Annotated in this window: 20 protein-coding genes; 9 read left to right on the forward strand and 11 right to left on the reverse strand. The window is 70.3% G+C overall.

Features of this window, described 5'->3' with window-relative positions:
- Nucleotides 1-1,445: adenylate/guanylate cyclase domain-containing protein (locus AB4Z01_RS30810; RefSeq protein ID WP_441700098.1), on the reverse strand; the 1,445-nt coding region annotated here is incomplete at its 3' end.
- Between the two features lie 74 nt (nt 1,446-1,519).
- Here AB4Z01_RS30810 and AB4Z01_RS30815 point away from each other — a divergent pair.
- Complete coding sequence (locus AB4Z01_RS30815; protein WP_441700100.1) at nt 1,520-2,245, forward strand: DUF72 domain-containing protein; 726 nt, start codon at nt 1,520-1,522, stop codon at nt 2,243-2,245.
- On the opposite strand, the gene AB4Z01_RS30820 is transcribed toward AB4Z01_RS30815, so the two are convergent.
- Both AB4Z01_RS30820 and AB4Z01_RS30825 read right to left on the reverse strand, forming a co-directional pair.
- Entirely contained in the window at nt 2,226-2,927 is a 702-nt protein-coding gene (locus AB4Z01_RS30820; protein WP_441700101.1) for a class GN sortase, read from the reverse strand. The genes AB4Z01_RS30815 and AB4Z01_RS30820 overlap by 20 nt on opposite strands.
- Nucleotides 2,924-5,185 (reverse strand): marine proteobacterial sortase target protein, encoded by a 2,262-nt coding sequence (locus AB4Z01_RS30825; protein ID WP_441700103.1) that lies wholly within the window; start codon nt 5,183-5,185, stop codon nt 2,924-2,926. The genes AB4Z01_RS30820 and AB4Z01_RS30825 overlap by 4 nt, the downstream gene beginning before the upstream one ends.
- A gap of 118 nt (nt 5,186-5,303) precedes the next feature.
- On the opposite strand from AB4Z01_RS30825, the gene AB4Z01_RS30830 reads away from it, so the two are divergent.
- Complete coding sequence (locus tag AB4Z01_RS30830) at nt 5,304-6,161, forward strand: helix-turn-helix domain-containing protein (protein ID WP_441700105.1); 858 nt, start codon at nt 5,304-5,306, stop codon at nt 6,159-6,161.
- Nucleotides 6,162-6,352: 191 nt separating this feature from the next.
- On the opposite strand, the gene trmFO is transcribed toward AB4Z01_RS30830, so the two are convergent.
- The gene (gene trmFO, locus AB4Z01_RS30835; RefSeq protein WP_441700107.1) at nt 6,353-7,720 is read right to left on the reverse strand and encodes a methylenetetrahydrofolate--tRNA-(uracil(54)-C(5))-methyltransferase (FADH(2)-oxidizing) TrmFO; all 1,368 of its coding nucleotides are present in this window, start codon (nt 7,718-7,720) and stop codon (nt 6,353-6,355) included.
- 150 nt (nt 7,721-7,870) lie between these two features.
- Between trmFO and AB4Z01_RS30840 the strand changes: the two genes are divergently transcribed.
- Both AB4Z01_RS30840 and AB4Z01_RS30845 read left to right on the forward strand, forming a co-directional pair.
- Nucleotides 7,871-8,755 carry a hypothetical protein gene (locus tag AB4Z01_RS30840; protein ID WP_441700109.1) on the forward strand — a complete coding sequence of 295 codons (885 nt, stop codon included), beginning with the start codon at nt 7,871-7,873 and terminating at the stop codon, nt 8,753-8,755.
- Nucleotides 8,756-8,860: 105 nt separating this feature from the next.
- Nucleotides 8,861-9,634 carry a cyclase family protein gene (locus AB4Z01_RS30845; protein ID WP_441700110.1) on the forward strand — a complete coding sequence of 258 codons (774 nt, stop codon included), beginning with the start codon at nt 8,861-8,863 and terminating at the stop codon, nt 9,632-9,634.
- Between the two features lie 23 nt (nt 9,635-9,657).
- On the opposite strand, the gene AB4Z01_RS30850 is transcribed toward AB4Z01_RS30845, so the two are convergent.
- Nucleotides 9,658-10,572, reverse strand: coding sequence for a LysR family transcriptional regulator (locus tag AB4Z01_RS30850; protein WP_441700112.1), 915 nt, complete (start codon nt 10,570-10,572; stop codon nt 9,658-9,660).
- Nucleotides 10,573-10,667: 95 nt separating this feature from the next.
- Between AB4Z01_RS30850 and AB4Z01_RS30855 the strand changes: the two genes are divergently transcribed.
- Together AB4Z01_RS30855 and AB4Z01_RS30860 are read left to right on the forward strand one after the other, a co-directional pair.
- Nucleotides 10,668-11,138: an ester cyclase gene (locus AB4Z01_RS30855; protein WP_441700114.1), complete on the forward strand. Its 471-nt coding sequence runs from the start codon at nt 10,668-10,670 to the stop codon at nt 11,136-11,138.
- Nucleotides 11,135-12,064 carry an NADP-dependent oxidoreductase gene (locus AB4Z01_RS30860; protein WP_441700116.1) on the forward strand — a complete coding sequence of 310 codons (930 nt, stop codon included), beginning with the start codon at nt 11,135-11,137 and terminating at the stop codon, nt 12,062-12,064. Before AB4Z01_RS30855 ends, AB4Z01_RS30860 begins: the two co-directional genes overlap by 4 nt.
- 6 nt (nt 12,065-12,070) lie before the next feature.
- On the opposite strand, the gene AB4Z01_RS30865 is transcribed toward AB4Z01_RS30860, so the two are convergent.
- The 4 genes from AB4Z01_RS30865 to hutU all read right to left on the reverse strand — a co-directional run bounded on the left by AB4Z01_RS30865 (nt 12,071) and on the right by hutU (nt 18,657).
- Nucleotides 12,071-12,952 carry an aminoglycoside phosphotransferase family protein gene (locus AB4Z01_RS30865; RefSeq protein ID WP_441700118.1) on the reverse strand — a complete coding sequence of 294 codons (882 nt, stop codon included), beginning with the start codon at nt 12,950-12,952 and terminating at the stop codon, nt 12,071-12,073.
- A gap of 1,661 nt (nt 12,953-14,613) precedes the next feature.
- Complete coding sequence (gene hutG / locus AB4Z01_RS30870; RefSeq protein ID WP_441700120.1) at nt 14,614-15,429, reverse strand: N-formylglutamate deformylase; 816 nt, start codon at nt 15,427-15,429, stop codon at nt 14,614-14,616.
- The gene (hutH, locus tag AB4Z01_RS30875; RefSeq protein ID WP_441700122.1) at nt 15,429-16,973 is read right to left on the reverse strand and encodes a histidine ammonia-lyase; all 1,545 of its coding nucleotides are present in this window, start codon (nt 16,971-16,973) and stop codon (nt 15,429-15,431) included. The genes hutG and hutH overlap by 1 nt, the downstream gene beginning before the upstream one ends.
- On the reverse strand, nt 16,966-18,657 hold the full coding sequence (gene hutU, locus AB4Z01_RS30880) for a urocanate hydratase (protein WP_441700124.1): 1,692 nt from the start codon (nt 18,655-18,657) through the stop codon (nt 16,966-16,968). The genes hutH and hutU overlap by 8 nt, the downstream gene beginning before the upstream one ends.
- A 105-nt stretch (nt 18,658-18,762) precedes the next feature.
- On the opposite strand from hutU, the gene hutC reads away from it, so the two are divergent.
- Complete coding sequence (gene hutC / locus AB4Z01_RS30885) at nt 18,763-19,503, forward strand: histidine utilization repressor (RefSeq protein ID WP_441700129.1); 741 nt, start codon at nt 18,763-18,765, stop codon at nt 19,501-19,503.
- On the opposite strand, the gene dapA is transcribed toward hutC, so the two are convergent.
- Nucleotides 19,458-20,387, reverse strand: coding sequence for a 4-hydroxy-tetrahydrodipicolinate synthase (gene dapA / locus AB4Z01_RS30890; protein ID WP_441700125.1), 930 nt, complete (start codon nt 20,385-20,387; stop codon nt 19,458-19,460). The two genes, hutC and dapA, sit on opposite strands and share 46 nt — an antisense overlap.
- Nucleotides 20,388-20,825: 438 nt before the next feature.
- On the opposite strand from dapA, the gene AB4Z01_RS30895 reads away from it, so the two are divergent.
- Both AB4Z01_RS30895 and AB4Z01_RS30900 read left to right on the forward strand, forming a co-directional pair.
- The gene (locus AB4Z01_RS30895) at nt 20,826-21,878 is read left to right on the forward strand and encodes a calcium-binding protein (protein WP_441700126.1); all 1,053 of its coding nucleotides are present in this window, start codon (nt 20,826-20,828) and stop codon (nt 21,876-21,878) included.
- A 240-nt stretch (nt 21,879-22,118) separates the two neighbouring features.
- Nucleotides 22,119-23,171, forward strand: coding sequence for a calcium-binding protein (locus AB4Z01_RS30900; protein ID WP_441700127.1), 1,053 nt, complete (start codon nt 22,119-22,121; stop codon nt 23,169-23,171).
- Here the strand turns inward: AB4Z01_RS30900 and AB4Z01_RS30905 are convergent.
- Entirely contained in the window at nt 23,168-24,685 is a 1,518-nt protein-coding gene (locus AB4Z01_RS30905; RefSeq protein WP_441700128.1) for an aromatic amino acid lyase, read from the reverse strand. The two genes, AB4Z01_RS30900 and AB4Z01_RS30905, sit on opposite strands and share 4 nt — an antisense overlap.
- Nucleotides 24,686-24,875: the final 190 nt, after the last annotated feature.

The raw sequence follows: 24,875 nt of genomic DNA on the forward strand, positions 1-24,875 counted from the left end.
GCCATGACGCAGTCGCCGATGAACTTGTCGATGGTGCCGCCCTCGACCTCGACGCAGCGGCCCAGCAGGTCGAAATGCGCGTTCAGCATGGCAGCGACCGCGGCCGCCGGCATCCGTTCCGCCACCGCGGTGAAGTCGACGATGTCGGTGAACATCACGGTCACCACCCGCTCCGCCGATGCGATCTCGCCGCTGCCGCCGCTGCGCAGCAGGCGCCGCACCAGGCTTTTCGGCACGTAGGTCTCGAGCCAGCGCAGCCCGGTCAGCATGGTGTTGTAGGCGCGCGCCTGCTCGTTCAGCTCCGAGAACAGGCTGCCGGGCAGGGGACGCAGGGACGCGAAGTCGAGCGAGCCGACGGCCCGCACCTCCCGCGCCATGGCGCCGACCGGGCGGGCGATGGCGCGGCTGACGGCGATCGCGACCAGGATGGCGATCACCAGCACCGCCAGGCCGGCCAGCCCGGCGCGCAGCAGGTCGTCGTCCGGCTTGTCCAGCACCGCCACCGGCACCTCGACGCCGACGATCAGCGGCACCGGGTCGAAGTTCGGGATGGTTCGGGTGAGGACGACGCGGCCGTCATCGCCGAGGCGGATGATTCGGGCCTCCAGCCCGGCCTCGCCGACCGTCTCGGCCTCTCCCTCGGCCCACAGCGAGGCCAGGAACGGGTCGCCGATCTCGTCCAGCCGGGGCAGGGGGTCTTCGGGCGACAGCGCCGGCCGCTGCGCCGCCATCGCCGGATGGGCCAGCACCCGGTCGCGGCCGTAAAGGATGAAGGGCGTGGTGCCGGGGTTGCTCTGGGCGATCGTCCGCAGGTGGTCGGACAGGGCATCGACCGTGATCGTGGCCCGCAGCACGCCGGCGAAGCGGCTCCCGGCCTGGACCGGCCGGCTGAGATTGGCGACCGAGGTGCGCATCGATTTCGCCGGCACGAAGTAGACCGGGCCCCAGACGGAGTCATCGCGGCCGCGAGCCTCCTCGATCTCGTGCCGCTCCTGGTCGGTGCGGATCATATCGGTGAAGGCGAAGACGCCATGCGGGCCCTGGGTGACGCCGCGGATCGTGCCGTCGGGCGCGGTCAGGGACAGGACCCGGACCTGCGGCGTGCCGGCCAGGGCGCCGGTCAGCAGCCGGTCCAGCGCCGCGCCGTCCGCCGGGTCCACCTGCCCGGAGGCGATCTGCCGCGACAGGAAGGCCAGTTGGTCCTCGACCGGGGTGAAGCGGTCGCCGATCCGGGCCTGGACCGAATCGAGACCGAGCTGCGCCGCCCGGGCCAGCAGGTCGCGCGTGGTGCCGGCGGTCATGAACCAGAACACGGCCAGCACGTCGATCGCGGTCAGCGCCACCAGCCCGGCCATCACCACGGCCAGCGTGCCGGACAGGGGAATGGTACGGTGCCGGGTGGCGGCGGCGCGGCGGTCGCTCGTGATCTCAGCCTCTGTCGCCAACCCGTCGCCTCCTCGCGCTGGCGGCACCTTAACACCATGCCGACGGAAATCCCCGCCGGGGTGTTGACTGCAGGATGACCGACACCCCGACCCATATCGGCACCGCCGGCTGGAGCGTGCCGTCGCGCTACGCCGACCGCTTCCCGGCCGAAGGATCGCATCTCGAGCGCTATGCCCGGCGGCTGAACGCGGTGGAGATCAACACCTCCTTCTACCGTCCGCATCGACGCGAGACTTATGAACGCTGGGCCACGAGCGTGCCGGCCGAGTTCCGTTTCGCGGTGAAGGTGCCGCGGACCATGACGCAGGAGCGCCGCCTGAAGGATTGCGGCGACCTGCTCGACCGCTTTGTCTCGGAGGTGGAGGGGCTGGGGCCGAAGCTCGGGGTGCTGCTGGTGCAGCTGCCGCCGAGCCTGGCCTTCCAGGCGGAGATCACGGAAGGATTCTTCGCCGAGTTGCACCGCCGGATCGATACGCCCGCGGTCTGTGAGCCGCGGCATGCCAGCTGGTTCGGGCCGGAGGCGGAGGGGCTGCTGCAGCGGCTGCGCGTCGCCCGCGTCGCCGCCGATCCCGTCCGGGCGCCCGGGGACGGGGAGCCGGGCGGATGGCAAGGGCTGGTCTATTACCGGCTGCACGGGTCGCCGCGGATCTACTATTCGGATTACGACGAGGCCGTGCTGGCCGGGATGCGGCGGCGGCTGCAGGCGCACCGGGCGGCGGGCGTGCCGGCCTGGTGCATCTTCGATAACACCGCCGCCTTCGCCGCCCTCGGCAACGCCCTTACCGTTGCGGGCCGCTAGCCGCATCGGCGACCAGGGGGCCGACGGGATTCGCCTCGGCCGGCCGGATCTCCTCCGCCTCCACCAGGTAGCGGTAGGGGCCGCGGACGGTGGCGTCGAAGGGCCAGCAGGTGGCCAGCACCAGGTTGCGGCCAGGCGCCCGCGGGTCGATGCCGGAGACGTCCCAGGTCGCCACCCGGGTGCCGGTCACCCGGAAGGTGACGCGGCGCCCGTCGCGGCGGGTGACGTCGATCTCGTCGCCCGGCTTGACGTCGCGCAGGATCCGGAAATGGGTGTCGCGATGGGCGGCGTAGACGGCGGTGCCGGGGTCGCCGGCCTCCGGCGTATCCTGGACATGGCCGGGGCCGAAGGCCAGGGCCTGGCCGCTGGCGCCGGCCAGGGCGATGGCGCTCTCGCCCAGCCGGGGCAGCTCGATCCGCGCCACCGGCCAGGTGTCGGCCCAGGGCCAGGGCTTCACCGCACGGCCGGTCGCCAGCGTCTCGGCGAAGGCGCGGTCCAGCAGCACCTGGGCCAGCTGTGCTTTGGCATGGATCCAGACGCCCTGGCCGGCCACCATCAGCCCGGCCAGGACGAGGAGGAGGGCCACGAGCCGGGACTTTGGTCGGCGCGGTCGCGGCAGGCGCTGCTCGCGGATCGGGTGCTGCCCGGCCAGGGGATGGGACAGCGGCAGAGTCTCGCTCATGCCCGGCCTCCCTTCGACCGTCGGCCGAAGGCGAGGACGGTCAGCCCGGCGAACAGCAGCAGCAGGCCGGCGATGATCCGCAGCTCGGCGTCGGTCGCGGTCTGCGGCAGCACCACTTCCTCGACCGGCACCGGCTTGTTCGCGGCGGCCGGGGTATCGGCGCGGGCGGCGGCGGGCAGCAGCAGAGCGGCCTCGCGGAACTCCGGCCGCGGCTTAGCCTTGAGCTTGCCGAACACGGTGTCGAAATCCCAGCCGGCGGGGAGATTGAGCGGGATGTCGTTGCGACTCAGCGTTGCCCCGTCCGGCCGGCGCGGCGTCCGGTCGACGGCAACCAGGCTGGTCAGCCGCGTCACCAGATGGTGCTGCAGCGCCAGTGACAGGATCCGCTGGTCGGCCTGCTCCGGGCCGATCTGGCCCAGGGTCTGCGCCACCTCGGCATCGGCGATCCTGCGCCGCGCCCACAGCTTGGACAGGCCTTCGCCCTTGGCCGCCTGCGCCACCGGCAGGGTGACGATCCAGGGCCGGTCGCCGATCATGCCCTTGACCTCGATCATGCCGGACAGCGCGGCCAGCTTCGCCGCCAGCACCACCGGCTCGCCGCGATACAGGTCGGGCAGCGTTTCCGGCGTCGCATCGGCACCGCCGGCGGAGAAGCTCGCCGACAGGTTGGTGACGACCGGGCTCTCCAGCTTCTCGAACAGGCTGCGCATGCGCTCCTCCACCTGGTCGGGCGCGCCGATCTGGGTGAAGGTGCCGCGGCCCAGCTCGGCGGCACGGCTCATCAGGAAGGTGTTGGGGGCGGAGCCGATGCCGACCATGAACACCCGCGACCGGCCGCGCATTCCGGCGATGGTGTCGAACAGCTGCTGCTCGTTGCCGATGGCGCCGTCGGTCAGGAACACCACCTGGCGCAGCCGCGATGCGCCGTCAGCCTCATTGTGCTCGGTGAGGGCAGCCTGCATCGCCGGCACCATCTCGGTGCCGCCCGACGCCTCCAGACCGGAGACGAAGGACTTCGCCCGGCCGACATGCTCGGCATCGGCCGGCACCACATCCGGGAACAGCACGTCCAGCGTGTCGTCGAACCGCACGACGTTGAAGCGGTCGGCGGAGGACAGGCGGCCGAGGGCGTAGAGCAGGCTGGACTTGGCCTGGTCCATCGAGGCGCCGCCCATCGACCCGGAATTGTCGATCACGAAGACGACGTCGCGCGGACGCTTGTCCTCGGCCTGCGCCAGCGCGGGCGGGGTGACGAAGGCCAGGACGTAGTCCTCGCCGGCGACCCGCTCGCGGAACAGCCCGACCGAGGGCGCCACGCCGGCCGCCGCGGTCCAGCTCAGCTCGAAGTCGCGATTGGCCGGGACCGGGCCCTTCATGGTGATGACGCGGCTGTCGGGGGCCTGGGTCTCGATGTCGACCGCATGGTTGGCGCTGACCACTTCGCCCAGCGGGAAGCCGGCCTGCAGCGTCACCGACAGGGTCACCGGGTTGACCGGCGCGTTCTCGCGCGGGTCCAGCACCGGCGGGGTGATGCGGTCGCGATCGGGCACGGGATCGGTGGTGGTCCGGCCCCAACCCTGGCCGGGCTGGAAGTCGACCGACTGGGCCACCGGCGCGGGGGTATAGCGCGGCGCCACCACCAGCGGCACCCGCAGCGAGAACCTGTCGCCCGACTGATGCACCGTCTCCTGGTACTCGATCCGGATCAGCACGGTCTCGCCCGGGCCGACATTGGCGACCGAGGTGGTGAACAGGTTCGGCCGCTCCTCCTCGACCAGCCCGGCGGTCTGGCCGGCCTGCTTCGCCGCCTGATAGGTGCGGCGGGCCTCCTCGCGGGCGGCGATGTCGCCGGTGATGACGCGGTCGCCGACCACCATCTTCAGCGTGTCGACCGCGCCGTCCTCCGGCAGCGGATAGACATAGACGGCCTCGACCCACTGGTCGGTCGGGTTCTGAAACACCTGGGTGACGCGGGCCCGCGCCGTCGGCCCGCTGACCGTCAGGTCGACATCGGTGCCGAGGCGCGGCGCCTCGACGTAACGACCCTTCTCATTGGCGCGGAACAGCAGCGCGCCGGACTGCATCTCGCCCGGCGTCACCAGCGCCGGCCCGGTCTCGGCCCGGGCGGCGCGTCCGCCGACCGCCAGGGTCAGCACCGCCAGCAGCAGAGAGAGCAGCAGCAAAGGTGCCGCATGCCCGAACCGGGACTGGAGCGCCGGCCACAGCCCCGCCGGCGTCTCCCTCGTCATGGACCTCATCGAACCCTCCGTGGACCTCGGCCGATCCCCATCGGCCTGGTTTTTTGTCGGTCCTGGGGGCGTTGTCCGGCCACGGTGATGATCCGGCTTGTTCCGCAGGCGGTGGCCGGGATAGGTCTTGCTGCGCACCGTCCTGTGCGGATCGGTGCGGATCTGTGCGGAGGAGGGCGCCTTGGTCGGCTTGTCGACGCACCCGGCGGACCACGAGCTGTCGGAGGAGCAGAGCCACGCCGTCGCCGGCCTGGTGCGGGAGGAGCTGGCGCGCCGCCGGATCTCCCGCCAGTTCCTGGCCGACCAGGCGAAGATCAGCCTGTCGACGCTGGAGAAGGCGCTGTCCGGCCGCCGGCCCTTCACCCTTGCGACGCTGATCCGGCTGGAGGAGGCGCTTACCGTCAAGCTGCGCCATCCGGAGGCAAAGCCGGCCGCCATTCCCGCCGCGCCGGTGCGGCCCGCCGCGCCGATCGGGGTGGCGCCGGAAGGGCTCGGCTCCTATTCCCGGCCGGCCGTGTCCTGGATCGAGGGGGTGTATCTGACGCTGCGGCCGTCCTTCGGCGACCGCCGCGCGATCTATGCCTACCGCACTGAGATCCGCTGGGACGACGCCGGGTCGCATCTCGCCTTCCATGAGGCCGACCGGGTCGATGCCGCCTTCACCCAGCACGGCTCCGTCTCAGTGCCGCACCAATCCGGACATATCTACCTGGTGACCAACACCCACGGGCAGTATCGCATGGCGGTGCTGGGCCGGCCGACCATCACCGGCGAGATGCACGGCATCCTGACCACGCTGCAGGCTGGGCCCGGATCGCAACTGACGCCGGTGGCGTCGCCGATCGTGCTGGTGCCGATGGCGGCGGCGGGCGCGCCGGTGTTCGGCCGCATCGTCGCCGACCATGCCTGCCACGCCGGCTACCGCGACATCCTGCGGCGCACAGTGGAGGAATCCTTCGCCCGCTTCCTGCCCCTGACGGATTGAGGTGGACTCATGCCGACTCGCCCAGGGCGGCGTGCCAGCGTCAGCGATAGCGCGTCGGGCCGGCGACCGCATCATGGTGGTGAAGCGCGGCCGCAATGTCGGCTTGCGGCTGATCAAGTCGACCAGCGAGAAAGAGGTGCTGGAGCTGATCGTCCAGGGAGAGCCGGAGACGATACAGGCTTGAGGACGGCTCAGGCCGCCGCGCGGCGGCCGAGCCAGAGGTCGAGGTCGGCCAGGGCGCGCTCGCTGTACAGGCTCTTGCGGTCGCGACCCTTGACCTTCTTCTGGCCCGGCTGCCGCTCCGGTACTTCGGGCGGCGGGAACAGGCCGAAATTGACGTTCATCGGCTGGAAGGTCTCGGCCTCGCCGCCGCCGGTGATGTGGCTCAGCAGGGCGCCCAGCGCGGTGGTCACGGGCGGCGGCACGATGGCTTGGCCCAGCCGCTCCGCCGCCGCCATGCGGCCGGCCAGCAGGCCGATCGCGGCGCTCTCGACGTAACCTTCCACGCCGGTGACCTGGCCGGCGAAGCGCAGCCGCGGCATCGCCTTCAGCCGCAGCGCCGGGTCCAGCACCCGCGGGCTGTTGATGAAGGTGTTGCGGTGCAACCCGCCCAGCCGCGCGAACTCGGCGTTCTGCAGGCCGGGGATCATGCGGAACACCCGCACCTGCTCGGCATATTTCATCTTGGTCTGGAAGCCGACCATGTTGAACAGCGTGCCCAGCGCATTGTCCTGGCGCAGCTGGACCACGGCCCAGGGCCGGCGGTCGCTGTGCGGGTTGGTCAGGCCGACCGGCTTCATCGGGCCGAAGCGCAGCGTCTCCGGCCCGCGCTCCGCCATCACCTCGATCGGCAGGCAGCCGTCGAAATACGGCGTGTCCTTCTCCCAGTCCTTGAACTCGGTCTTCGGCGCGGCCAGCAGCTCGGCGATGAAGGCCTCGTACTCCTCCTTCGACATCGGGCAGTTGATGTAGTCCTTGCCGGTGCCGCCCGGGCCGGGCTTGTCGTAGCGCGACTGGAACCAGGCCGTGCCGAAATCGATCGACTCGCGATGGATGATCGGGGCGATCGCGTCAAAAAAGGCCAGCTCGGCCTCGCCGGTCAGGCCGCGCACCGCCTCGGCCAGGGCCGGGGAGGTGAGGGGACCGGTGGCGACGATGACGCTGTCCCAGGCCTCCGGCGGCAGGCCGGCGACCTCGCCGCGCTCTACGGTGACCAGCGGGTGGTTCGCCAGCTCGGCGGTGACGCCGGCGGAGAAGCCGTCGCGGTCGACCGCCAGCGCGCCGCCGGCCGGCACCTTGTGGACGTCGGCATGGCGCAGGATCAGCGACCCGCAGCGCCGCATCTCCTCATGCAGCAGGCCGACCGCGTTGTGCATCGCGTCGTCGGAGCGGAAGGAGTTGGAGCAGACCAGTTCGGCGAAGCCGTCGGTGTGGTGCGCCTCGGTGCCGCGCACCGGGCGCATCTCGTGCAGCACCACCGGCACCCCGGCCGAAACCAGCTGCCAGGCGGCTTCGCTGCCGGCGAGGCCGGCGCCGATGACGTGGACGGGTGTGCTCATCAACCGATCTCCTGCGAAGGGCGTGACTGATACGCCGATCGTTCCGTCCAGGCAACGGGGCCAGGCAACGAGCCGGATCGGGCCGCCTTTGTCATGCCATGCTCCTGCATGTATCTAGAAGGTATGCGCATGGACGGGGAGGGGCATCGCATGGCGTCGGGATGGGCCTGGGTGCTGGCGGCGGCGCTGGCGTTTCCGCTCGCGGCCGCGGCGCAGGACGTGCCGGCGGGCGGCACCAACAATTCCTGCATCTTCGCCCATGACGGCGAATGCGACGAGGCCAACGGCACCTGCGCCGCCGGCACCGACAGCGCCGACTGCCGGCCGGACGCCGCGGCCGACCCGGCGAATACCTGCCGCTTCGCCTTCGACCGGCGCTGCGACGAGCCGGGCAAGGGCTCCGGCCTCTGCGCTGCCGGCAGCGACACGGCCGACTGCGCCGTGGTCGCGCCATCGCAAACGCCGGTCCAGACGGCGCCGCCGCAGGCGCCGGGTGACGACAGCTGTCCCTTCGCCCGGGACAATGAATGCGACGAGCCGATCGTCGGCTCGGGCGCCTGCGCCGCCGGGACCGACACCACCGACTGCAAGGCCAAGGGCAACTCGCCGGCCCCGGCTCCGGCGACGCCTGCCGCGCCCCCGGCCCCGACAGGGCCGGACAGCTGCCCCTTCGCCCGCGACGGCGAATGCGACGAGCCGGGCGTCGGCTCCGGCGCCTGCGCCGCCGGGACGGATACCACCGACTGCAAGGCCGTTCCGGCTCCCGCAGCGCCGGCTGCGCCGTCCTCCGGCGGCGACGACAGCTGCCAGTTCGCCCATGACGGCGAATGCGACGATCCGGGCCACGGCACCGGCCTATGCACCGCCGGGACGGATGCCACCGACTGCTCGGCCGCGGGTTCCGATGCCCCCGCAGCGGGCAAGGGCGGCGCCGAGGCCTGTCCCTTCATCGGCGACGGCGAGTGCGACGAGCCCGGCAAGGGCTCCGGCCTCTGCGTCGCCGGCAGCGATGCGGAGGATTGCCGGGGGAAGTGATCGCCGGTCAGGCCGGTTCGCAACGGGCTGCGGCCTTCTGGACGGTGGCGGCGGGATCGGCGGCGCGGCACAGTCCCGGCGCCACCCCGAACCGAGACGGATTTCATGCCCAAGCTCATCGACATCTCGATCCCGCTCGAGAACGACGTTCCGGCCGACCCGCCGTTCCAGAAGGTCGCGATCACCTATCGCGGCCATGACGAGACGGCGCGCGAGGTCGCCTTCGTGTTCCCGGGCCTGCAGCCGGACCAGCTGCCCGAGGGCAAGGGCTGGGCGGAGGAGCGGGTGGCGATCTCGACCCACAACGGCACCCATCTCGACGCACCCTGGCACTACCACCCGACGATGGATGGCGGGAAGCGCGCCATCACCATCGATGAGGTGCCGCTGGAATGGTGCTTCCAGCCCGGCGTGAAGCTGGACTTCCGGCATCTGCCCGACGGCCACATCGTCACTCCGGCCGAGATCGACGCCGAGCTGGAGCGGATCGGCCACACGCTGAAGCCGCTGGAGATCGTGCTGGTCAACACCAGCGCCGGCGCGCGCTACGGTCAGGCCGACTATGTCGACCGCGGCTGCGGCATGGGCCGCGACTCCACGCTGCACCTGCTGCAGCAGGGCGTGCGCGTGACCGGCACCGACGGCTGGAGCTGGGATGCGCCGTTCAGCCACACGGCGCGGCGGTTCAAGGAGACCGGCGATGCCTCGCTGATCTGGGAGGGCCACAAGGCCGGCCGCGACATCGGCTATTGCCACCTGGAGAAGCTGCACAATCTGGAGGCGCTGCCGGCCACCGGCTTCACCGTCAGCTGCTTTCCGGTGAAGATCCGAGCGGCTTCGGCCGGCTGGACGAGGGCGGTGGCGATTTTGCCGGACTGAGGCGATGCCCGGCGGCGCCGGCGTCAGGCCTGCGCCGCCACGAAGTCCCGGAACCAGCGCTGCGCCGGATGCGCCTCGTTCCGGCGATGCCAGGACAGAGCGAAGGGGATCGCGGGAAGATCGAGCGGCGGCGGCATCAGCTGCAGCGCGTCGGCCAGCCCCGAGGCTTCGACCACGCCCTGCATCAGCGTCGCGATCAGATCCGACCGCGCCACCACCGCCGGCGCCGCATACATCTGCGGCAGGGTCAGGCCCAGCCGGCGCGTGAGGCCGTGTTTCGCCAGAGCGGCGTCGACCGTGCCGAACTGTTCGTTCTCGGGCGAGACCAACAGGTGCGACAGCGCCAGGAAACCGTCGAGATCGAGAGGCCGTCCCGCCGCAGGGTGGTCGCGGCGCAGCACGCAGACGAAGCGTTCCTCGAACAAGGGGCGGGACAGGATGCGGCCGGTGGAGGGCACCGGCACGCCGATCGTCATATCCGCCGCCCCGGAATCGAGCATGCCGACGGCGTCGTCCCGCGCGGTGAAACCGCGCACCCGCAGCAGAATGCCGGGTGCTGCCTCCTGGAGCGCTGGCAGCAGGCGCGGCAGCAGAAGGAAGGCGGGGTGCTCCGACAGACCGAGAGTGACGGTCGCCGCCGAGGAGGCCGGATCGAAACCCTGGGTGAAGGCCAGCGTCTGCTGGATCTGCACCAGGGCGGCGGACAGGGGGGTGGCCAGGTCGAGCGCCCGCGGTGTCGGCTGCAGACCATCCGGACCCCGCACGAACAGCTCGTCCCGCAGCAGGGCGCGCAGCCGCGCAAGGGCGGCGCTCATCGCCGGCTGGGTCCGGCCGATCCGGGCGCCGGCGCGGGTCACGCTGCGCTCGGCCATCAGCGCGTCGAAGGCGACCAGCAGGTTCAGGTCGATGCCGTGAAGATCCATGGTGTGGATGTTCACACATATTGATCATTGATTTCAAATATGCGTCTCCGCGCCCCAGCTTCTGTCGGCCGGGCCATTCCCGGCCAACCGAATACGAGAGTGGAGACAAGATGAGCCAGCATCAGACCGGTCCGGCGACGGGACTGACCGCGGCGGAGCGGCGCGCGATCGAGACCTTGTACCGCGCCTTTTCCGACCACGATCCCGACCTGCTGGACGCCGCGGTCACGGCCGACTGGCAGGACATCCCGCCGGCACCGGGCCAGGAGCCGGGGCCCGACGGGCTGAAGCCGATGGTCCGGGCCTTCCTGCAGGCCTTTCCGGATCTCGACGTGTCGATCGAGGACGTTTTCGGCCAGGACGGTCGGGCCGGGGTGCGGGCGCAGATCACGGGGACCCATCGTGGCGAATGGTTCGGCATCGCGCCGACCGGCCGGCGGGTGACGGTGGCGCTGCACGAATTCCATCACTTCCGGGACGGCCGGATCAGCCATACCTGGCATCTCGAGGACTGGTTCGGGATGCTGCAGCAGGTCGGCGCGTGGCCGCCGGTGGCGTCCGAGGCGGAGGCCGGGCGATGAAGGCGGCCCGCATCCATGCCTATGGCGGCCTCTCCGGCGTCGTGATCGAGGACGTGCCGGTGCCGGAGGTCGGGCCCGACGAGGTGCTGATCCGGGTGACGGCGGCCAGCCTCAACCCGTTGGACCTGAAGCTGATTGGCGGCGGGCTGGACGCCCATTTCCCGCTGGCCTTCCCCTACACGCTGGGCAGCGACCTTGCGGGCACGGTCGAACGGGCCGGCCCGCTCGCGGCGCGGTGGCGGCCGGGAGACGCCGTGATCGCCCGGCCGGATCCGGTGCGCGGCGGCGCCTTCGCCGAATTCGCCGTCGTGTCCGCGACGCAGATCGCGGCCGCGCCGGTCGCCGTGCCCGCGGGCMCGGCCGCGGGCCTTCCGACAACCGCCGGTACGGCCTGGCAGGCGCTGTTCGAAACCGCCCGCCTGACCGCCGGCCAGACGGTTTTGGTGCACGCCGGCGCGGGCGGGGTCGGCAGCGCCGCCGTGCAGCTGGCGCGGGTGGCGGGTGCCAGGGTCATCGCCACCGCCTCGGCGGGCAAGACGGAGCTGGTGCGACGGCTGGGGGCGGACCAGGTGATCGACTATCGGAGTGAGGACTTCGCCGCGGCGGTCCGTGATGTCGACGTCGTCCTCGACACCATCGGCGGCGAGATCCAGCAGCGCTCCTTCGCCGTGTTGCGGCCGGGCGGGGTGCTGGCCAGCATCGTGTCGCCGCCGGACGAGGGCCTGGCAAAGGCGCATGGCGTCGCCGCGGCCTTCGTGTTCCATCGGACCGACGCGACGCGGCTCGCCCTGGCCGCAGCGCTGTGCGACGCGGGATCGCTGACCGTGGTGGTCGACCGGGAGCTGCCGCTCACGGCGCTGGGGGCGGCGCTCGACCACCTCGCCGCCGGGCACGCCTGCGGCAAGGTGCTGCTGCGGCCGGCCTGACCGGAGCTATCCCGGCAGCAGGCTGCGCATCGCCGCGGCGGTGGTGATGGCCGCGGCGACGTCCTGGTCATCGTCCCCGTCCTCGACATGCCACAGGGCGGAGAGGACGGCCTGGGCGAAGGCCCAGCGCAGGATGCGCGCCTCGGGCAGGCCCAGCGTTTCGGCCAGGATCCGCACCCGGCGGACGATGTCTCTGGGATCGTTGTACAGGTCCTCGGCGCCGCCGGGATTGCGCAGGCCGGCGCCGGTTTCATAGGCCAGCTCGCCGATCACGCCCTTGGGGTCGATCACCAGCCAGCCGCGGTCGCCGCCATCCAGCACGTTCTCGTGATGCAGGTCGCCATGCAGGAGGAAGCGTCGTCCCTGGCTGGCGCAGAGATCCATGTATTCCGTCTCGGCGCGATCGAGCAGCGCGGGGGGAATCGCGGCATGCGGCGCGCCGGCGCGGTAGCGGGCGAAGGCACGGCCCCAATCCTCCACCGTCGGCCAGGGGCCGGGCGGCGGGTCGTCCCGGTGCAGATCCGCCATCACGCCGCAAAGGATGCGGACGGCCTCGTCGTCGCGGCCGGCCAGCACGGTCTCGGTCAGCTCCGTGCCCGGCAGCGCCCGCTCCAGCAGCATGGCGTTCTGCTCGTGCCCCAGCAGGCGGACGGCGCTGCGGCCCCGGTAATGCGCCAGCATCACGGGGCCCAGCATCTCGTCGCTGTTCGGCTTCAGCACCTTCAGCACCGCCCGGCTGTCGCCACGGCGGACAAAGGCGACATGGGCGCCGTTACGCTCGATCGTCTCGCCGTCGGGCTCCAGCTCCCAGCGGTCGAGCCACAGCTCGATCGGGGGCGACGTACCGAGGCGGCGCCGTGAAGATAGGTCGACATCGCGTGATGTCATCGCGTGAATGGCCCCGTGTCTAGCACCGGAACGAACTCTCCTGCCGGCCGATTATGCTTGCCGAATATGCCCGGTGCAGCCCTGTCCTGGCGCTGCCGATGCTGCACAAGGAACGGTCCGAAATGGCACGGACGGCGGGGCCGTCCAGGCAGCGACTGCGCCATCGAGATGGGTTCCCGGGTGCGAAGCGGTCGCCAGCACATCGCCGCCAGCGACACAGTTCGCGGGGGCCGCTACCGACCATGAGTTGTGATTCCACCCGTGATTCACATGAGCCTGTACCCCGTGCGGGGTGGGGTGCTGGATATTGGTCTGACCGTGTTTGTTTCCGGGGCCGAATGAATATATCAAGCGGGTATATCCGGTCGGGCGATGCGGCGGCACGCTGAGCCCTCCCATATCGGCCCCATGGTGCGGTGCGATGATCACGCGGAGGTCGGTTGGGAGGCTGGGTTGACCCAGTTCGTGATATCCCGCGTCTCCGGTTAGCAGCCAGCCCCTCGAGGAAGCTGTGTCACATACGACACAAGAGATTCCGGATCCGTTTCTGTTTCTACTCGGTCCTGTGCAACGGGCAAGGTCGAGGTTCTGTCTAATCCCTATGGGTACCGATATCGTCGACGGTGTCGATCCCCAAACGAGAATTGCCCCACCTCCGCTCAAAATTCGAGATGCAAACGTGGTATGTTTCGGAGTAATGGTTTGGCGTGGGACAATCCATGTTCGGCGTGATGCCGCGGGGTCTGAGGTCTCGCCCGCCCAATGATCGCTGTCCCAATGAGACAATACTATCGGCGGATTGGCTCTCCAACAGAATCGAAGTGGTATCGGGCGAGTTCCTGCGTTTCTATAAACCCCACAGCCGAGATCAAAAAAAAGCTGGGTATCTTCCGACGCATCAGCCAGCGCGTTCGCTGACCCTTGGCCGACGTCGAGCGCCAAGAGAAATTCCAGCTGCTGTAGGTTGCTGAGAACAGAGTGGATGGAATTTACAGACGCATCTGGCCATGTCTTCATATCAAAGACGGCACTCAACGCCGTACTCATGGCTCTTTCGACAGTAATGTCAATGAGGTGGGCTGGAACAGGTGCGGCGAACAAACCTCCGAAGATGTCAACCTCAAAAGTGCCCGCAGGAGCAAGTGTGATTTTGACCCAGTCTTCTTCCGCCAAGCTGATCAGGTGATCGAAGAACCTATCGCCGGGACGAGAGGTGACTTCGATCCGATAGATCGGTGCAGTGGCAAACGGATCGGGACGCCGCCTGCCGATACGGGGCCGGGACATGCTTTGCCAGAACCGACGTTGGCGTCGCTCAATGCGTTTGACGTTGCTAAGGTCGAAAGTGGCGCTGGGAGCAAATTGTGGCCAATTGACGTCGACGACATCAAATGCGAACACCGCCTCAGGYGCACCGGAAGGATTGAGAGGCTCTGTCTGATCCAGCCGGCCGTAGGATGTAATTGGGAATTCGCTCCAGCCGTTACCTTCCTGGGAAAATATCTTATTCATGACAACCCTGCCTTATTTCATATGAGTAGGACGCTGTCCCAATAAATCGGGAAAATGTTGACATTAAATCGCAGCACGCGACCACGCTCGACGTGGGCGTCTATCGTTCGGGTTCTGCTCCCTGCAGCATAGGCCAACAGGCCGCAAACTTAAAAGTATTCCGAATTCGGAACTGTCGCCGGCGTCCAGTCCAGCATCGCTTCCAGCACCCGGCGCAGCACCGCCTGCAGCGGCTTGGCCCGGTCCGCCTGATAGGTGAAGGGCGGGTCCTCATCCATGTAGTGGCGCTGCGCCAGCTCCATCTGCAGCGCGTGCACGTTCTGGTCCGGCCGGCCGTAATGGCGGGTGATGATGCCGCCCTTGAACCGGCCGTCGACGACATGGGTGAAGCCCTCGGCCGTACGGCAGATCTCCGCGATCCGGTCCTTCAGGGCCGGCGCCGCCGTGGTGCCGCCGTTGCTGCCGAGGTTGAGGTCGGGCAGCAGCCCGTCGAACAGCCGCGGCACGACCGACCGGATCGAATGCGCGTCATAGAGCAGGGCATAGCCATGCTGCGCCTTGATGCGCTCCAGCTCCGCCGCCAGCGCGGCGTGATAGGGCTTCCACACCGTCTCCACCCGACCGGCGATCTCGGCCGCATCCGGTTCCTCGCCCGGCCGGTACAGCGGTCGGCCGTCGAAGTCGATGGTCGAGCACAGGCCGGTGGTGGCCTGGCCGGGATAAAGGCTCTGGTCGTCCGCAGGGCGGTTCAGGTCGATGACGTAGCGCGACTGCGCCGCCTGGATGATGCTGACGCCCAGCCCTTCGGCGAAGTCGTAGAGCCGGTCGAGATGCCAGTCGGTGTCGCGCAGCAGCTGCCCTTCCGGCGTGAGCCTGGCCCGGATCGCCTCCGGCACGCCGGTGCCGACATGCGGGATGCTCAGCAGCAAAGGCGCGGTGCCCCGGTGCAGGCGGAAGGCGTCCATCACGCGGCCTCCTTCGCGGCGCTCGGCAGCAGGCCCGCGGCATAGGCCAGGAAGGTGCCGGCCTGGACCAGCCCCTTCGCCGCCTCGATGTCGGGGGCGAAGAAGCGGTCCTCATCCCATTTCCGCACCTTGGCCCGGAGGACGGTTATCGCCGCCTCGATCGGCTCGGCGCTGCGCAGCGGTCGGTGGAAGTCGATGCCCTGGGCCGCGGCCAGCAGCTCGACGCCGACGATCACCGCGGTGTTCTCGGCCATCTCGCCCAGGCGCCGGGCGGCATGGGTCGCCATCGACACATGGTCTTCCTGGTTGGCCGAGGTCGGCAGGCTGTCGACCGAACTTGGATGCGCCAGGCTCTTGTTCTCGCTGGCCAAAGCGGCCGCGGTGACATGGGCGATCATGAAGCCGGAATTCACCCCCGGATCGGACACCAGGAAGGGCGGCAGGCCGGACAGATTGGAGTCGGTCAGCAGCGCGATGCGCCGCTCCGACATCGCGCCGATCTCGGCGATCGCCAGAGCCAGGTTGTCGGCGGCGAAGGCCACCGGCTCGGCATGGAAGTTGCCGCCGGAGATGACGTCGCCGGTTTCCGGGAACACCAGCGGGTTGTCGGAGACGGCGTTGGCCTCGATCTCCAGCACCTTCGCGGCGTGGCGGATCTGGTCGAGGCAGGCGCCCATCACCTGCGGCTGGCAGCGCAGGGAGTAGGGGTCCTGCACCCGGTCGTCGTTCTCGACATGCGAGGCGCGGATGGCGCTGTGCTCAAGCAGGCCGCGCAGCACCGCCGCCACCTCGATTTGGCCCGGCTGGCCGCGCCACTCATGGATCCGCGCGTCGAACGGCGCGTCGGAGGCGCGGGCGGCGTCGACCGACATGGCCCCGGCGACCAAGCCGGCGGCGAACACCTCCTCCGCCGCGAACAGGCCGAACAGCGCCAGGGCGGTGGAGACCTGGGTGCCGTTCAGCAGGGCCAGGCCCTCCTTCGGCGCCAGGGTCAGCGGCTTAAGGCCGATCTGGCGCAGCGCGTCGGCGGCCGGCCAGCGCTTGCCCTTGAGCCGGATCTCGCCTTCGCCGAGCAGCGCCGCCGACATGTGGGCGAGGGGGGCGAGGTCGCCCGACGCGCCGACCGAGCCCTTGGCCGGGATGCAGGGATAGGCGCGGGCGTCGAGCAGCGCCTGCAGCGCCTCGATCACCACCCAGCGCACGCCGGACCGGCCGCGGGCCAGGCCGTTGAGCTTGAGTGCAAGGATCAGCCGGACGATGGCGTCGTCGAGCAGCGGGCCGGTGCCGGTGGCGTGCGACAGCACCAGGTTGGTCTGCAGCTGCTCCAGCCGGTCGGTCGGGATCCGGGTCTGGGCCAGCTTGCCGAAGCCGGTGTTGACGCCGTAGGCGGTGCGGTTCTCGTCGACGATCGCGGCGACGGTGGCGGCGCCGGCCTCGATCTCCGGCCGGCAGGCGGGGTCGAGGCGCACGGGGGCGTCGGTGCGGGCGATGGCGCGGAGCTGCGGCAGCGCCAGGCGGCCGGCGGTGAAGGTGACCTCAGCCACGAATGTCCTCCAGCATCGGCAGCTTCATGCCCTGTTCGCGGGCACAGTCGCGGGCGATCTCGTAGCCCGCATCGGCATGGCGCATGACGCCGGTTCCCGGATCGTTGGTCAACACCCGCTCCAGCCGCCGCGCCGCCTCTTCCGTGCCGTCGGCGACGATCACCATGCCGGCATGCTGGCTGTAGCCCATGCCGACGCCGCCGCCATGGTGCAGGCTGACCCAGGTGGCGCCCGACGCGGTGTTCAGCAAAGCGTTCAGGAGCGGCCAATCGGACACGGCGTCGGAGCCGTCCTGCATCGCCTCGGTCTCGCGGTTCGGGCTGGCGACCGAGCCGGAGTCGAGGTGGTCGCGGCCGATCACGATCGGCGCCTTCAGCTCGCCCTTGGCCACCATCTCGTTGAAGGCGAGGCCGAGCCGGTGGCGCTGGCCGAGGCCGACCCAGCAGATCCGCGCCGGCAGGCCCTGGAAGGCGATGCGCTCGCGCGCCATGTCCAGCCAGTTGTGCAGGTGAGCGTCGTCCGGGATCAGCTCCTTCACCTTCTGATCGGTCTTGTAGATATCCTCCGGGTCGCCGGACAGGGCGGCCCAGCGGAACGGGCCGATGCCGCGGCAGAACAGCGGCCGGATATAGGCCGGGACGAAGCCCGGAAAATCGAAGGCGTTGTCGACGCCGACATCCTGCGCCATCTGGCGGATGTTGTTGCCGTAGTCGAGGGTCGGGATGCCCATGGCGTGGAACTCCAGCATCGCCCGGACATGCGCGGCCATGCTCTCCTTCGCCGCGCGGACCACGCCCTCGGGGTCGGTCAGGCGGCGGGATTCGGCCTCGGCCCATGTCCAGCCCGCCGGCAGGTAGCCGTTCAGCGGGTCATGCGCAGAGGTCTGGTCGGTCACCGCGTCCGGGCGCCAGGCCGGCTCGCTTTTCGCGCGGCGCACGATCTCCGGGAAGATCTCGGCGGCGTTGCCGAGCAGGCCGACCGAGACGGCGTGACCTCGGGCCTTCGCCTCGTTCACGATCGCCATCGCCTCGTCCAGCGTGTCGGCCTTGCGGTCGACATAGCGGGTGGCGAGGCGGCGCTCGATCCGGCTGGCCTGGCACTCGACCGCGATCATCGAGGCACCGGCCATGGTCGCGGCCAGCGGCTGCGCGCCGCCCATGCCCCCCAGCCCGCCGGTCAGCACCCAGCGGCCTTTCAGCTCGCCACCATAGTGCTGGCGGCCGACCTCGGCGAAGGTCTCGTAGGTGCCCTGGACGATGCCCTGGCTGCCGATATAGATCCAGGAGCCGGCCGTCATCTGGCCGTACATCATCAGGCCCTTGGCCTCGAGCTCGCGGAAATGCTCCCAGGTCGCCCAGTGCGGCACCAGGTTGGAATTGGCGATCAGCACCCGCGGCGCGTCGGTGTGGGTGCGGAACACGCCGACCGGCTTGCCGGACTGGACCAGCAGCGTCTCGTCCGGCGCCAGATCCTTCAGGGTGCGGACGATGGTGTCGAAGGACTGCCAGTCGCGGGCCGCCTTGCCGATGCCGCCATAGACCACCAGCTCGTCCGGGTTCTCGGCCACGTCGGGGTCGAGGTTGTTCATCAGCATCCGCATCGCGGCCTCGGTCTGCCAGGTGCGGCAGCTCAGCTCCGGCCCGTGCGGCGCCCGGATGACGTGGCGGTTGGTGGCGGTCGTCACGGCAAGGCCTCCCTCTAAATGGCGCTGGCGTAGAATTGGTATAGGGTTGTATATACAACCTGTGACGGGCCGACAAGGGCCAGAGAGGATGCCGGCGAAATCGTGATGGAGCCCCTGACGCTGCTGGACGAGCCGCAGCCGCTGTACCGCCGCGTGAAGGCGATGATCCTGCGCTCGATCGAGGCCGGGGAGTGGCCGGAGCACGGGCGCGTGCCGTCGGAGAACGAGCTGGTGAAGTCGCTCGGCATCAGCCGGATGACGATCCACCGGGCGCTGCGCGAGCTGACCGAGGCCGGGGTGCTGGTGCGGGTGCAGGGGGTCGGCACCTTCGTCGCCGGGGCCAAGCCCGAGGCGCCGCTGATGGAGATCCGCAGCATCGCCGACGATGTGCGCGCCCGCGGCCACGCCCACAGCGCCACCGTGGTGCTGCTGCGATCGGAGACGGCGACGGCGGAGACGGCGGTGCGGCTGGAGGTTCCGGAGGGTGCCGCCATCGCCCATTCGGTGCTGATCCATCACGAGGATCGCGTGCCGATCCTGCTGGAGGACCGGCTGGTGCGGCTCGACTCGGCGCCGCATTACCTGGCGCAGGACTTCACCCGGATCACGCCGCATGACTACCTGATGCAGGCGGCGCCGATGCCGGATGGCGAGCATGTGGTCGAGGCGGTGCTGGCCGAGCCGTGGGAGCGCGAGCACCTCAGGATCGGCCGGCACGAGCCCTGCCTGCTGGTGCATCGCCGCACCTGGGCGGCGGGCCGGCTGGTCAGCGTCGCCCGGCTGCTGTTTCCCGGCTCGCGCTACCGCATCGGCGGGCGGTTCACGAGCAGGYCCTCGGCCGGCTGACGGCGTTCGATCTCGCGGTCGAGCCGGGCGGCGAGGGCGTCGCTGATCCCGGTCATCGGCAGGCGCAGCTCCGGGCTGCCGATCAGGCCGATGCGCCACAGCCAGTGCTTGATCGGCGCCGGGCTCGGCTCGGCGAACAGCAGCCGCGGCAGCTCGGACAGGTCCCGCCAGGCGGCGAGGGCGCCCGGCTGGTCGCCGGCCAGCAGCCGGGTGCGGATCGCGGCGAAGGAAGCGGTCTCGACATGGGCCGAGGCCAGGATGCCACCGTCGGCACCCTGGATCAGGGCGGTGTAGAACAGCGCGTCCTCGCCGGTGAGCACCGAGAACCCGGCCGGCCGGTCGCGCAGCAGCTCGAAGGACTGGCGGGTATCGGCGCAGCAATCCTTGACCCCGACGATGTTCGGCCGCCCGGCCAGGCGCAGCATGGCCTCGTTGCCCAGGTTGACGCCGGTCCGGTAGGGGATGTTGTAGATCAGGATCGGCCGGTCGGTCGCGCCGGCCAGGGCGGAGAAGTGGCGCTCGAGCCCCTCCTGCGACGGGCGGACGTAGTAGGGGCAGGCGATCAGATATCCGTCGACCGGCCAGGCGGCGGTGCGGGCGAGATCCTTCACCAGCTTGCGCGTGTCGCTGCCGGAAAGGCCGAGATACAGCGGCAGCGGGCACGCCTCGGCCGCGACTGCGACCACGCGCTCGGTCTCCTCGGTGTCCAAGGTCATCCCCTCGCCGGTGGTGGCGGCGAGGATCAGGCCGTCGACCGCGCCGGCGGCGTAGTGGCGGACCAGCCGGCGCAGCGAGGCCTCGTCGAGCGCGCCGTCGCGGAACGGGGTGATCAGCGGCAGCCAGAGGCCAGCTGGAGTGAGAAGGGGCGGGGCGGGAAGAGGCATGGGTCGTCTCCTGTGAGGCCGGAGACGGGGATGGCGCAGAGACGACAAGACCCCGTCCGAACCGGCGGGGTCTGGTGGATCCTGAAGCGCGCGGCGGGTTACCGCGGGCAGTGATCTCCGGTCCCCGCGAGCGGGGCTTTTTTGGCTTTCGCGAAGAGGGTGCGGCCGGAGGTCATGGCGGGACAGTGGCCTGCGGCTCGCAAAGCTGTCAAGCCGGTGAGAAGCGCTGAGCCAGACCGGGCTTCCCCAATTGAGGCATATGTTATGCGCCGCCTTGATGCTACCTTCAGCACAGTTGCCCAAAAGATTTAAGACAAAGGCAATCTTTCTAGTCACGGCCCATGCCGCTATCGGCGGCGCTACGGCCAAGCTGCGGCGACCTTCCGGTCACCAGAGCAGACGCTGTGGTCGACACTCTTCGAAGTAAAGGGGCTTTCCATGGCAAATTTGGTCGTCAACGCAACGAACGGCATCAACAACGCAGGGTTTTCGATCGCAGCGATGCAGGCGCTCGCTTTCGACAATCCGCAGATCGCGGAGTTCGCCCCGACCTTCGTCAAGGTGAACTTCAACGACGGGCTGTCGGTCGAGGTGACCGGCTCCGGGTTCGGCTTCGACCTCAGCGGCGTGACCGGAACCGCGACCAAGCTGGTGCTGCTGCAGGCCGGCAGCCCGGCCGTCACCCTGTCCGGCTTCTCGATCGCGGCCTCGACCGTCTACGACGCGGTGCAGGCGGGCGACTATCAGACGCTGGCCGCAACCATGTTCAGCGGTGCCGACACCATGACCGGATCGCAGCAGGCCGACACGCTGCTGGGGCTCGGCGGCGACGATATCCTCTCCGGCCTCGGCGGCAATGATAGCCTGCTGGGTGGCGACGGCAACGACGTCCTCCGCGGCGGCGCCGGGGCGGATCTGCTCGACGGCGGCGCCGGCACCGACACCGCGAGCTATTACGAGACCAGCACCGTCATCACGGTCAACCTGACGACCGGCACCGGCACCGGCGGCGTCGCCCAGGGCGACGTGCTGATCTCGATCGAGAACATCACCGGCGGCCAGGGCACCGACACGCTGACGGGCAATGCCGGCGCCAATGTGCTGCAGGGCTGGAACGGCAACGACCTGCTCACCGGGGCCGGCGGCAAGGACACGCTCACCGGCGGTCTCGGGGCCGACCGCTTCATCTATGCCAGCACGGCGGACAGCGTGGTCGGCGCCAATGCCGACCGGATCGCCGATTTCGTCCGGCCCCAGGGCGACAAGATCGACCTGTCGGCGATCGACGCCAACACCCTCGTCGCCGGCAACCAGGCGTTCAGCTTCATCGGCAACGGCCTGTACACCGGCGTCGCCGGGCAGCTGCGCTTCGCCTTCACCCAGCCCGGGGTCACCACCATCGCCGGCGACGTCAACGGCGACGGGGTCTCGGACTTCCACATCAGCCTGTCCGGCCTCATCGGCATGCTGGGCACCGACTTCGTGCTCTGACGGAGGGCGGACGGCGCCCGCAGCCGGGTCTCGGCGGGGGCGAGGTCGAACGGGACCTCGCCTTCGCGGCCGATCGGCCGGTCGGCCCTCCCATTTGAGGGATGTGGCCTGCGTGGTCCTAGGGATACAGTCGGAACAGCCGCTCAACCGATTTTGAGACAAAGCGATTCGACCGATTGCGGGTCGGATCGGTATCCGGCGGGGCGCTGTCAACGACACTCTCGGGAACAGGGGCACTTCATGGCGAATTTGGTGGTCAACGCGCCGAACGGCATCAGCGGCGCAGGGTTTTCGATCGCGGCGATGCAGGCGCTCGATTTCGACAGTCCGGTGGTCGCGACCTTCACCCCGACCTTCGTCAAGGTGAACTTCGACGCCGGGCTGTCGGTCGAGGTGACCGGCACCGGAATGGGCGTCGGCCTCGGCGGCGTCACCGGGACGGCGACCCAGCTGGTGCTGCTGCAGGCCGGCAGCCCGGCCGTCACCCTGTCCGGCTTCTCGCTCGCGGCGTCGACCGTCTACAACGCGGTGCAGTCGGGCGATTATCAGGCGCTGGCCGCGACCATGTTCGGTGGCGCCGACACCATGACCGGCTCGCAGCAGACCGACACGCTGGCGGGTCTCGGCGGAAACGACACCCTCTCCGGTCTCGGCGGCAACGACGTTCTCCTTGGCGGCGACGGCAACGACGTGCTCCGCGGCGGCGCCGGGGCGGATACGCTCAACGGCGGCAACGGGACCGACACCGCCAGCTACTACACCAGCGGCATCGGGGTCACGATCAATCTCGAGACCGGCAGGGGCAGCGGCGGCGAGGCGCAGGGCGACCTCCTGAGCGGGATCGAGAACGTCTCGGGCAGCCAGAGCTGGGACAGCATCATCGGCACCACCGGCGCCAATGTGCTGCAGGGCTGGAACGGCAACGACCTCCTCCTCGGCGGCCGTGGCGCAGACACGCTGAGCGGCGGCGCCGGGGCCGACACCTTCATCTATGCCGGCACGATCCACAGCCTGGTCGGGGCCGGGGCCGACCGGATCACCGACTTCAGCCATGCCCAGGGCGACAAGATCGACCTGGGGCAGATCGACGCCAACACCCTCGTCGCCGGCAACCAGGCGTTCAGCTTCATCGGCAACGGCCTGTACACCGGCGTCGCCGGGCAGCTGCGCTACGCCTTCGCCCAACCCGGGGTCACCACCATCGCCGGCGACGTCAACGGCGACGGGGTCTCGGACTTCCACATCAACCTGACCGGCGTCATCGGCGTGGTGGCCGGCGACTTCGTGCTCTAGCGGAGGGCTGCCGGCTCCCACGCCCGCAGCCAGGTCTCGATCGGGGCGAGGTCGAACGGGACCTCGCCCTCGCGGCCGATCGGCAGGAGGGGGCGGATCGCGCGCCAGGGATCGCGCAGGCCGAGGCCGAGCCCGTCGACGGGCAGGTCGCGGCGGGCGATCGCCCACACCGCCACCGCGGCCTCCACCGTCACCGCGGTCCAGGCGGCGTCGAGCTGGCGCTCGGTCTCCTCGACCGCGAAGGGCGCCATGCCGCCGACATCCTCGACCCCATCGCAGACCTGGCCGCGATACTGCAGCGCCACCGGCTGGGCGGCGATGCGGGCGGCCGCGACCTTGGCCGCGGCGATGTGGCCGAGATTGAGGAACTGCACCCCGCCGGCCGCGCCGGACTCGGCCGCCAGCCCGGCGGGCAGGCCGCTGAAGGACGGCCATTGCAGCTTGTGCACCCGCTCGCCCGAGGCCTCGATCGCCTTGGCGATGGCGAGGCGCAGCGCGTCGAGCGCCACCGCCAGCAGCGTCGTCTCCATGCTGCCGTGAGACACGGCGGCGCCGGTGGCGCGGTCGACCAGCGGGTTGTCGGCGACGGCGTTCAACGCGCCCTCCCACGCCTCCCAGGCCCAGGCCAAGGCGGTGCGGGCGGCGCCGTGGATCTGCGGCGCGCAGCGCAGGCTCAGCGGGTCCTGCAGCAGGCGCGGGGCGCCGGGCTGCCACAGCGCGCTGTCGGCCAGCAGGCGGCGCAGGGCCTGGCCGGAGGCGGCATGGCCGGCCTGGGGATGGGCGCGCTCCACCGTCTCCGACCAGGCGCCGGGATGGCCGCGGAAGCCCTCCAGAGACATCGCTGCGGCGAGGTCGAGCGCGTCGAGCAGCCGCTTCACCTCGGCCAGGGCCAGGGCGCCGGCGGCGAGGGTGAGGGCGTTGCTGTTGAGCAGCGACATCGCCTCCTTCGCCGCCAGCCCGTCGAGCGGCGGCACGGAGGCGAGCCCGTCCAGCGCCAGACCGTCGGAGGCGCGGCCGACCAGCGGCAAAGCGAGCTGCGACAGCGCCACGATGTCGGAGGCGCCGACCGAGCTGCCGGTGCGGACATCGGGCGCCACGCCGGCATTGGCGCGGGCCAGCTGCGCCGCGCACAGGGCAGGGCGGACGCCGGACCAGCCGCGGGCCCAGCCGTTCAGCTGCACCGCCAGCGCCGCGCGGATCACGGCGGCGGGCGCGCGGCGGCCGGGGGCGCGGGTGGCGTGGCCGGTCAGCACCGCGAGGTTGAAGGCGGCGTCGCGGCGCGGGTCGACGGCGAAATCCTTCTGCGAGCCGAAGCCGGTGGTGATGCCATAGGCCGGCACCCCGGCCTCGACGATGCGGTCGACCACGGCGCGCGCCTCGCCGATGCGGTCCCAGGCGGCGTCGGACAGGGCCAGCCGAGTGGCGCCGGCGGCGAGGCGGGCCAGGGCCGCGATGCCGAGGCTGTCGCCGTCGAGGGTCAGGACGGCCGTGTCGGCCGCGGGCATGTGGCTCATGATTCGGGGGGCTCGCTTCGTCTCGATGCGAGAGGTAGGGCAGGGCGGCCCGCCCCGCCGCCAGCCGAACGCCGCCCGCTGTCCCGCCAGCGACAGGGGAGGGATGCCCAGCCTTCCGAGGAACCCCTTTGCCGTCATCCCGGGCGCAGCGCAGCACGAAGTGGTGCGCTGCAGAACCGGGATCTCTTCC

This window comes from Inquilinus sp. YAF38 (genome assembly GCF_052113205.1).
Lineage (GTDB): Bacteria > Pseudomonadota > Alphaproteobacteria > DSM-16000 > Inquilinaceae > Inquilinus.

Excerpts from the sequence above, each read along its gene's own strand:
- AB4Z01_RS30840 (WP_441700109.1), top strand. The coding sequence starts at position 7,871 with ATGGCGTCGGGATGGGCCTGGGTGCTGGCGGCGGCGCTGGCGTTTCCG.
- AB4Z01_RS30905 (WP_441700128.1), bottom strand. The coding sequence starts at position 24,685 with ATGAGCCACATGCCCGCGGCCGACACGGCCGTCCTGACCCTCGACGGC.
- AB4Z01_RS30845 (WP_441700110.1), top strand. The coding sequence starts at position 8,861 with ATGCCCAAGCTCATCGACATCTCGATCCCGCTCGAGAACGACGTTCCG.
- AB4Z01_RS30815 (WP_441700100.1), top strand. The coding sequence starts at position 1,520 with ATGACCGACACCCCGACCCATATCGGCACCGCCGGCTGGAGCGTGCCG.
- hutG (WP_441700120.1), bottom strand. The coding sequence starts at position 15,429 with ATGGACGCCTTCCGCCTGCACCGGGGCACCGCGCCTTTGCTGCTGAGC.
- AB4Z01_RS30820 (WP_441700101.1), bottom strand. The coding sequence starts at position 2,927 with ATGAGCGAGACTCTGCCGCTGTCCCATCCCCTGGCCGGGCAGCACCCG.
- AB4Z01_RS30900 (WP_441700127.1), top strand. The coding sequence starts at position 22,119 with ATGGCGAATTTGGTGGTCAACGCGCCGAACGGCATCAGCGGCGCAGGG.
- trmFO (WP_441700107.1), bottom strand. The coding sequence starts at position 7,720 with ATGAGCACACCCGTCCACGTCATCGGCGCCGGCCTCGCCGGCAGCGAA.
- AB4Z01_RS30895 (WP_441700126.1), top strand. The coding sequence starts at position 20,826 with ATGGCAAATTTGGTCGTCAACGCAACGAACGGCATCAACAACGCAGGG.
- AB4Z01_RS30825 (WP_441700103.1), bottom strand. The coding sequence starts at position 5,185 with ATGAGGTCCATGACGAGGGAGACGCCGGCGGGGCTGTGGCCGGCGCTC.
- AB4Z01_RS30855 (WP_441700114.1), top strand. The coding sequence starts at position 10,668 with ATGAGCCAGCATCAGACCGGTCCGGCGACGGGACTGACCGCGGCGGAG.
- AB4Z01_RS30865 (WP_441700118.1), bottom strand. The coding sequence starts at position 12,952 with ATGACATCACGCGATGTCGACCTATCTTCACGGCGCCGCCTCGGTACG.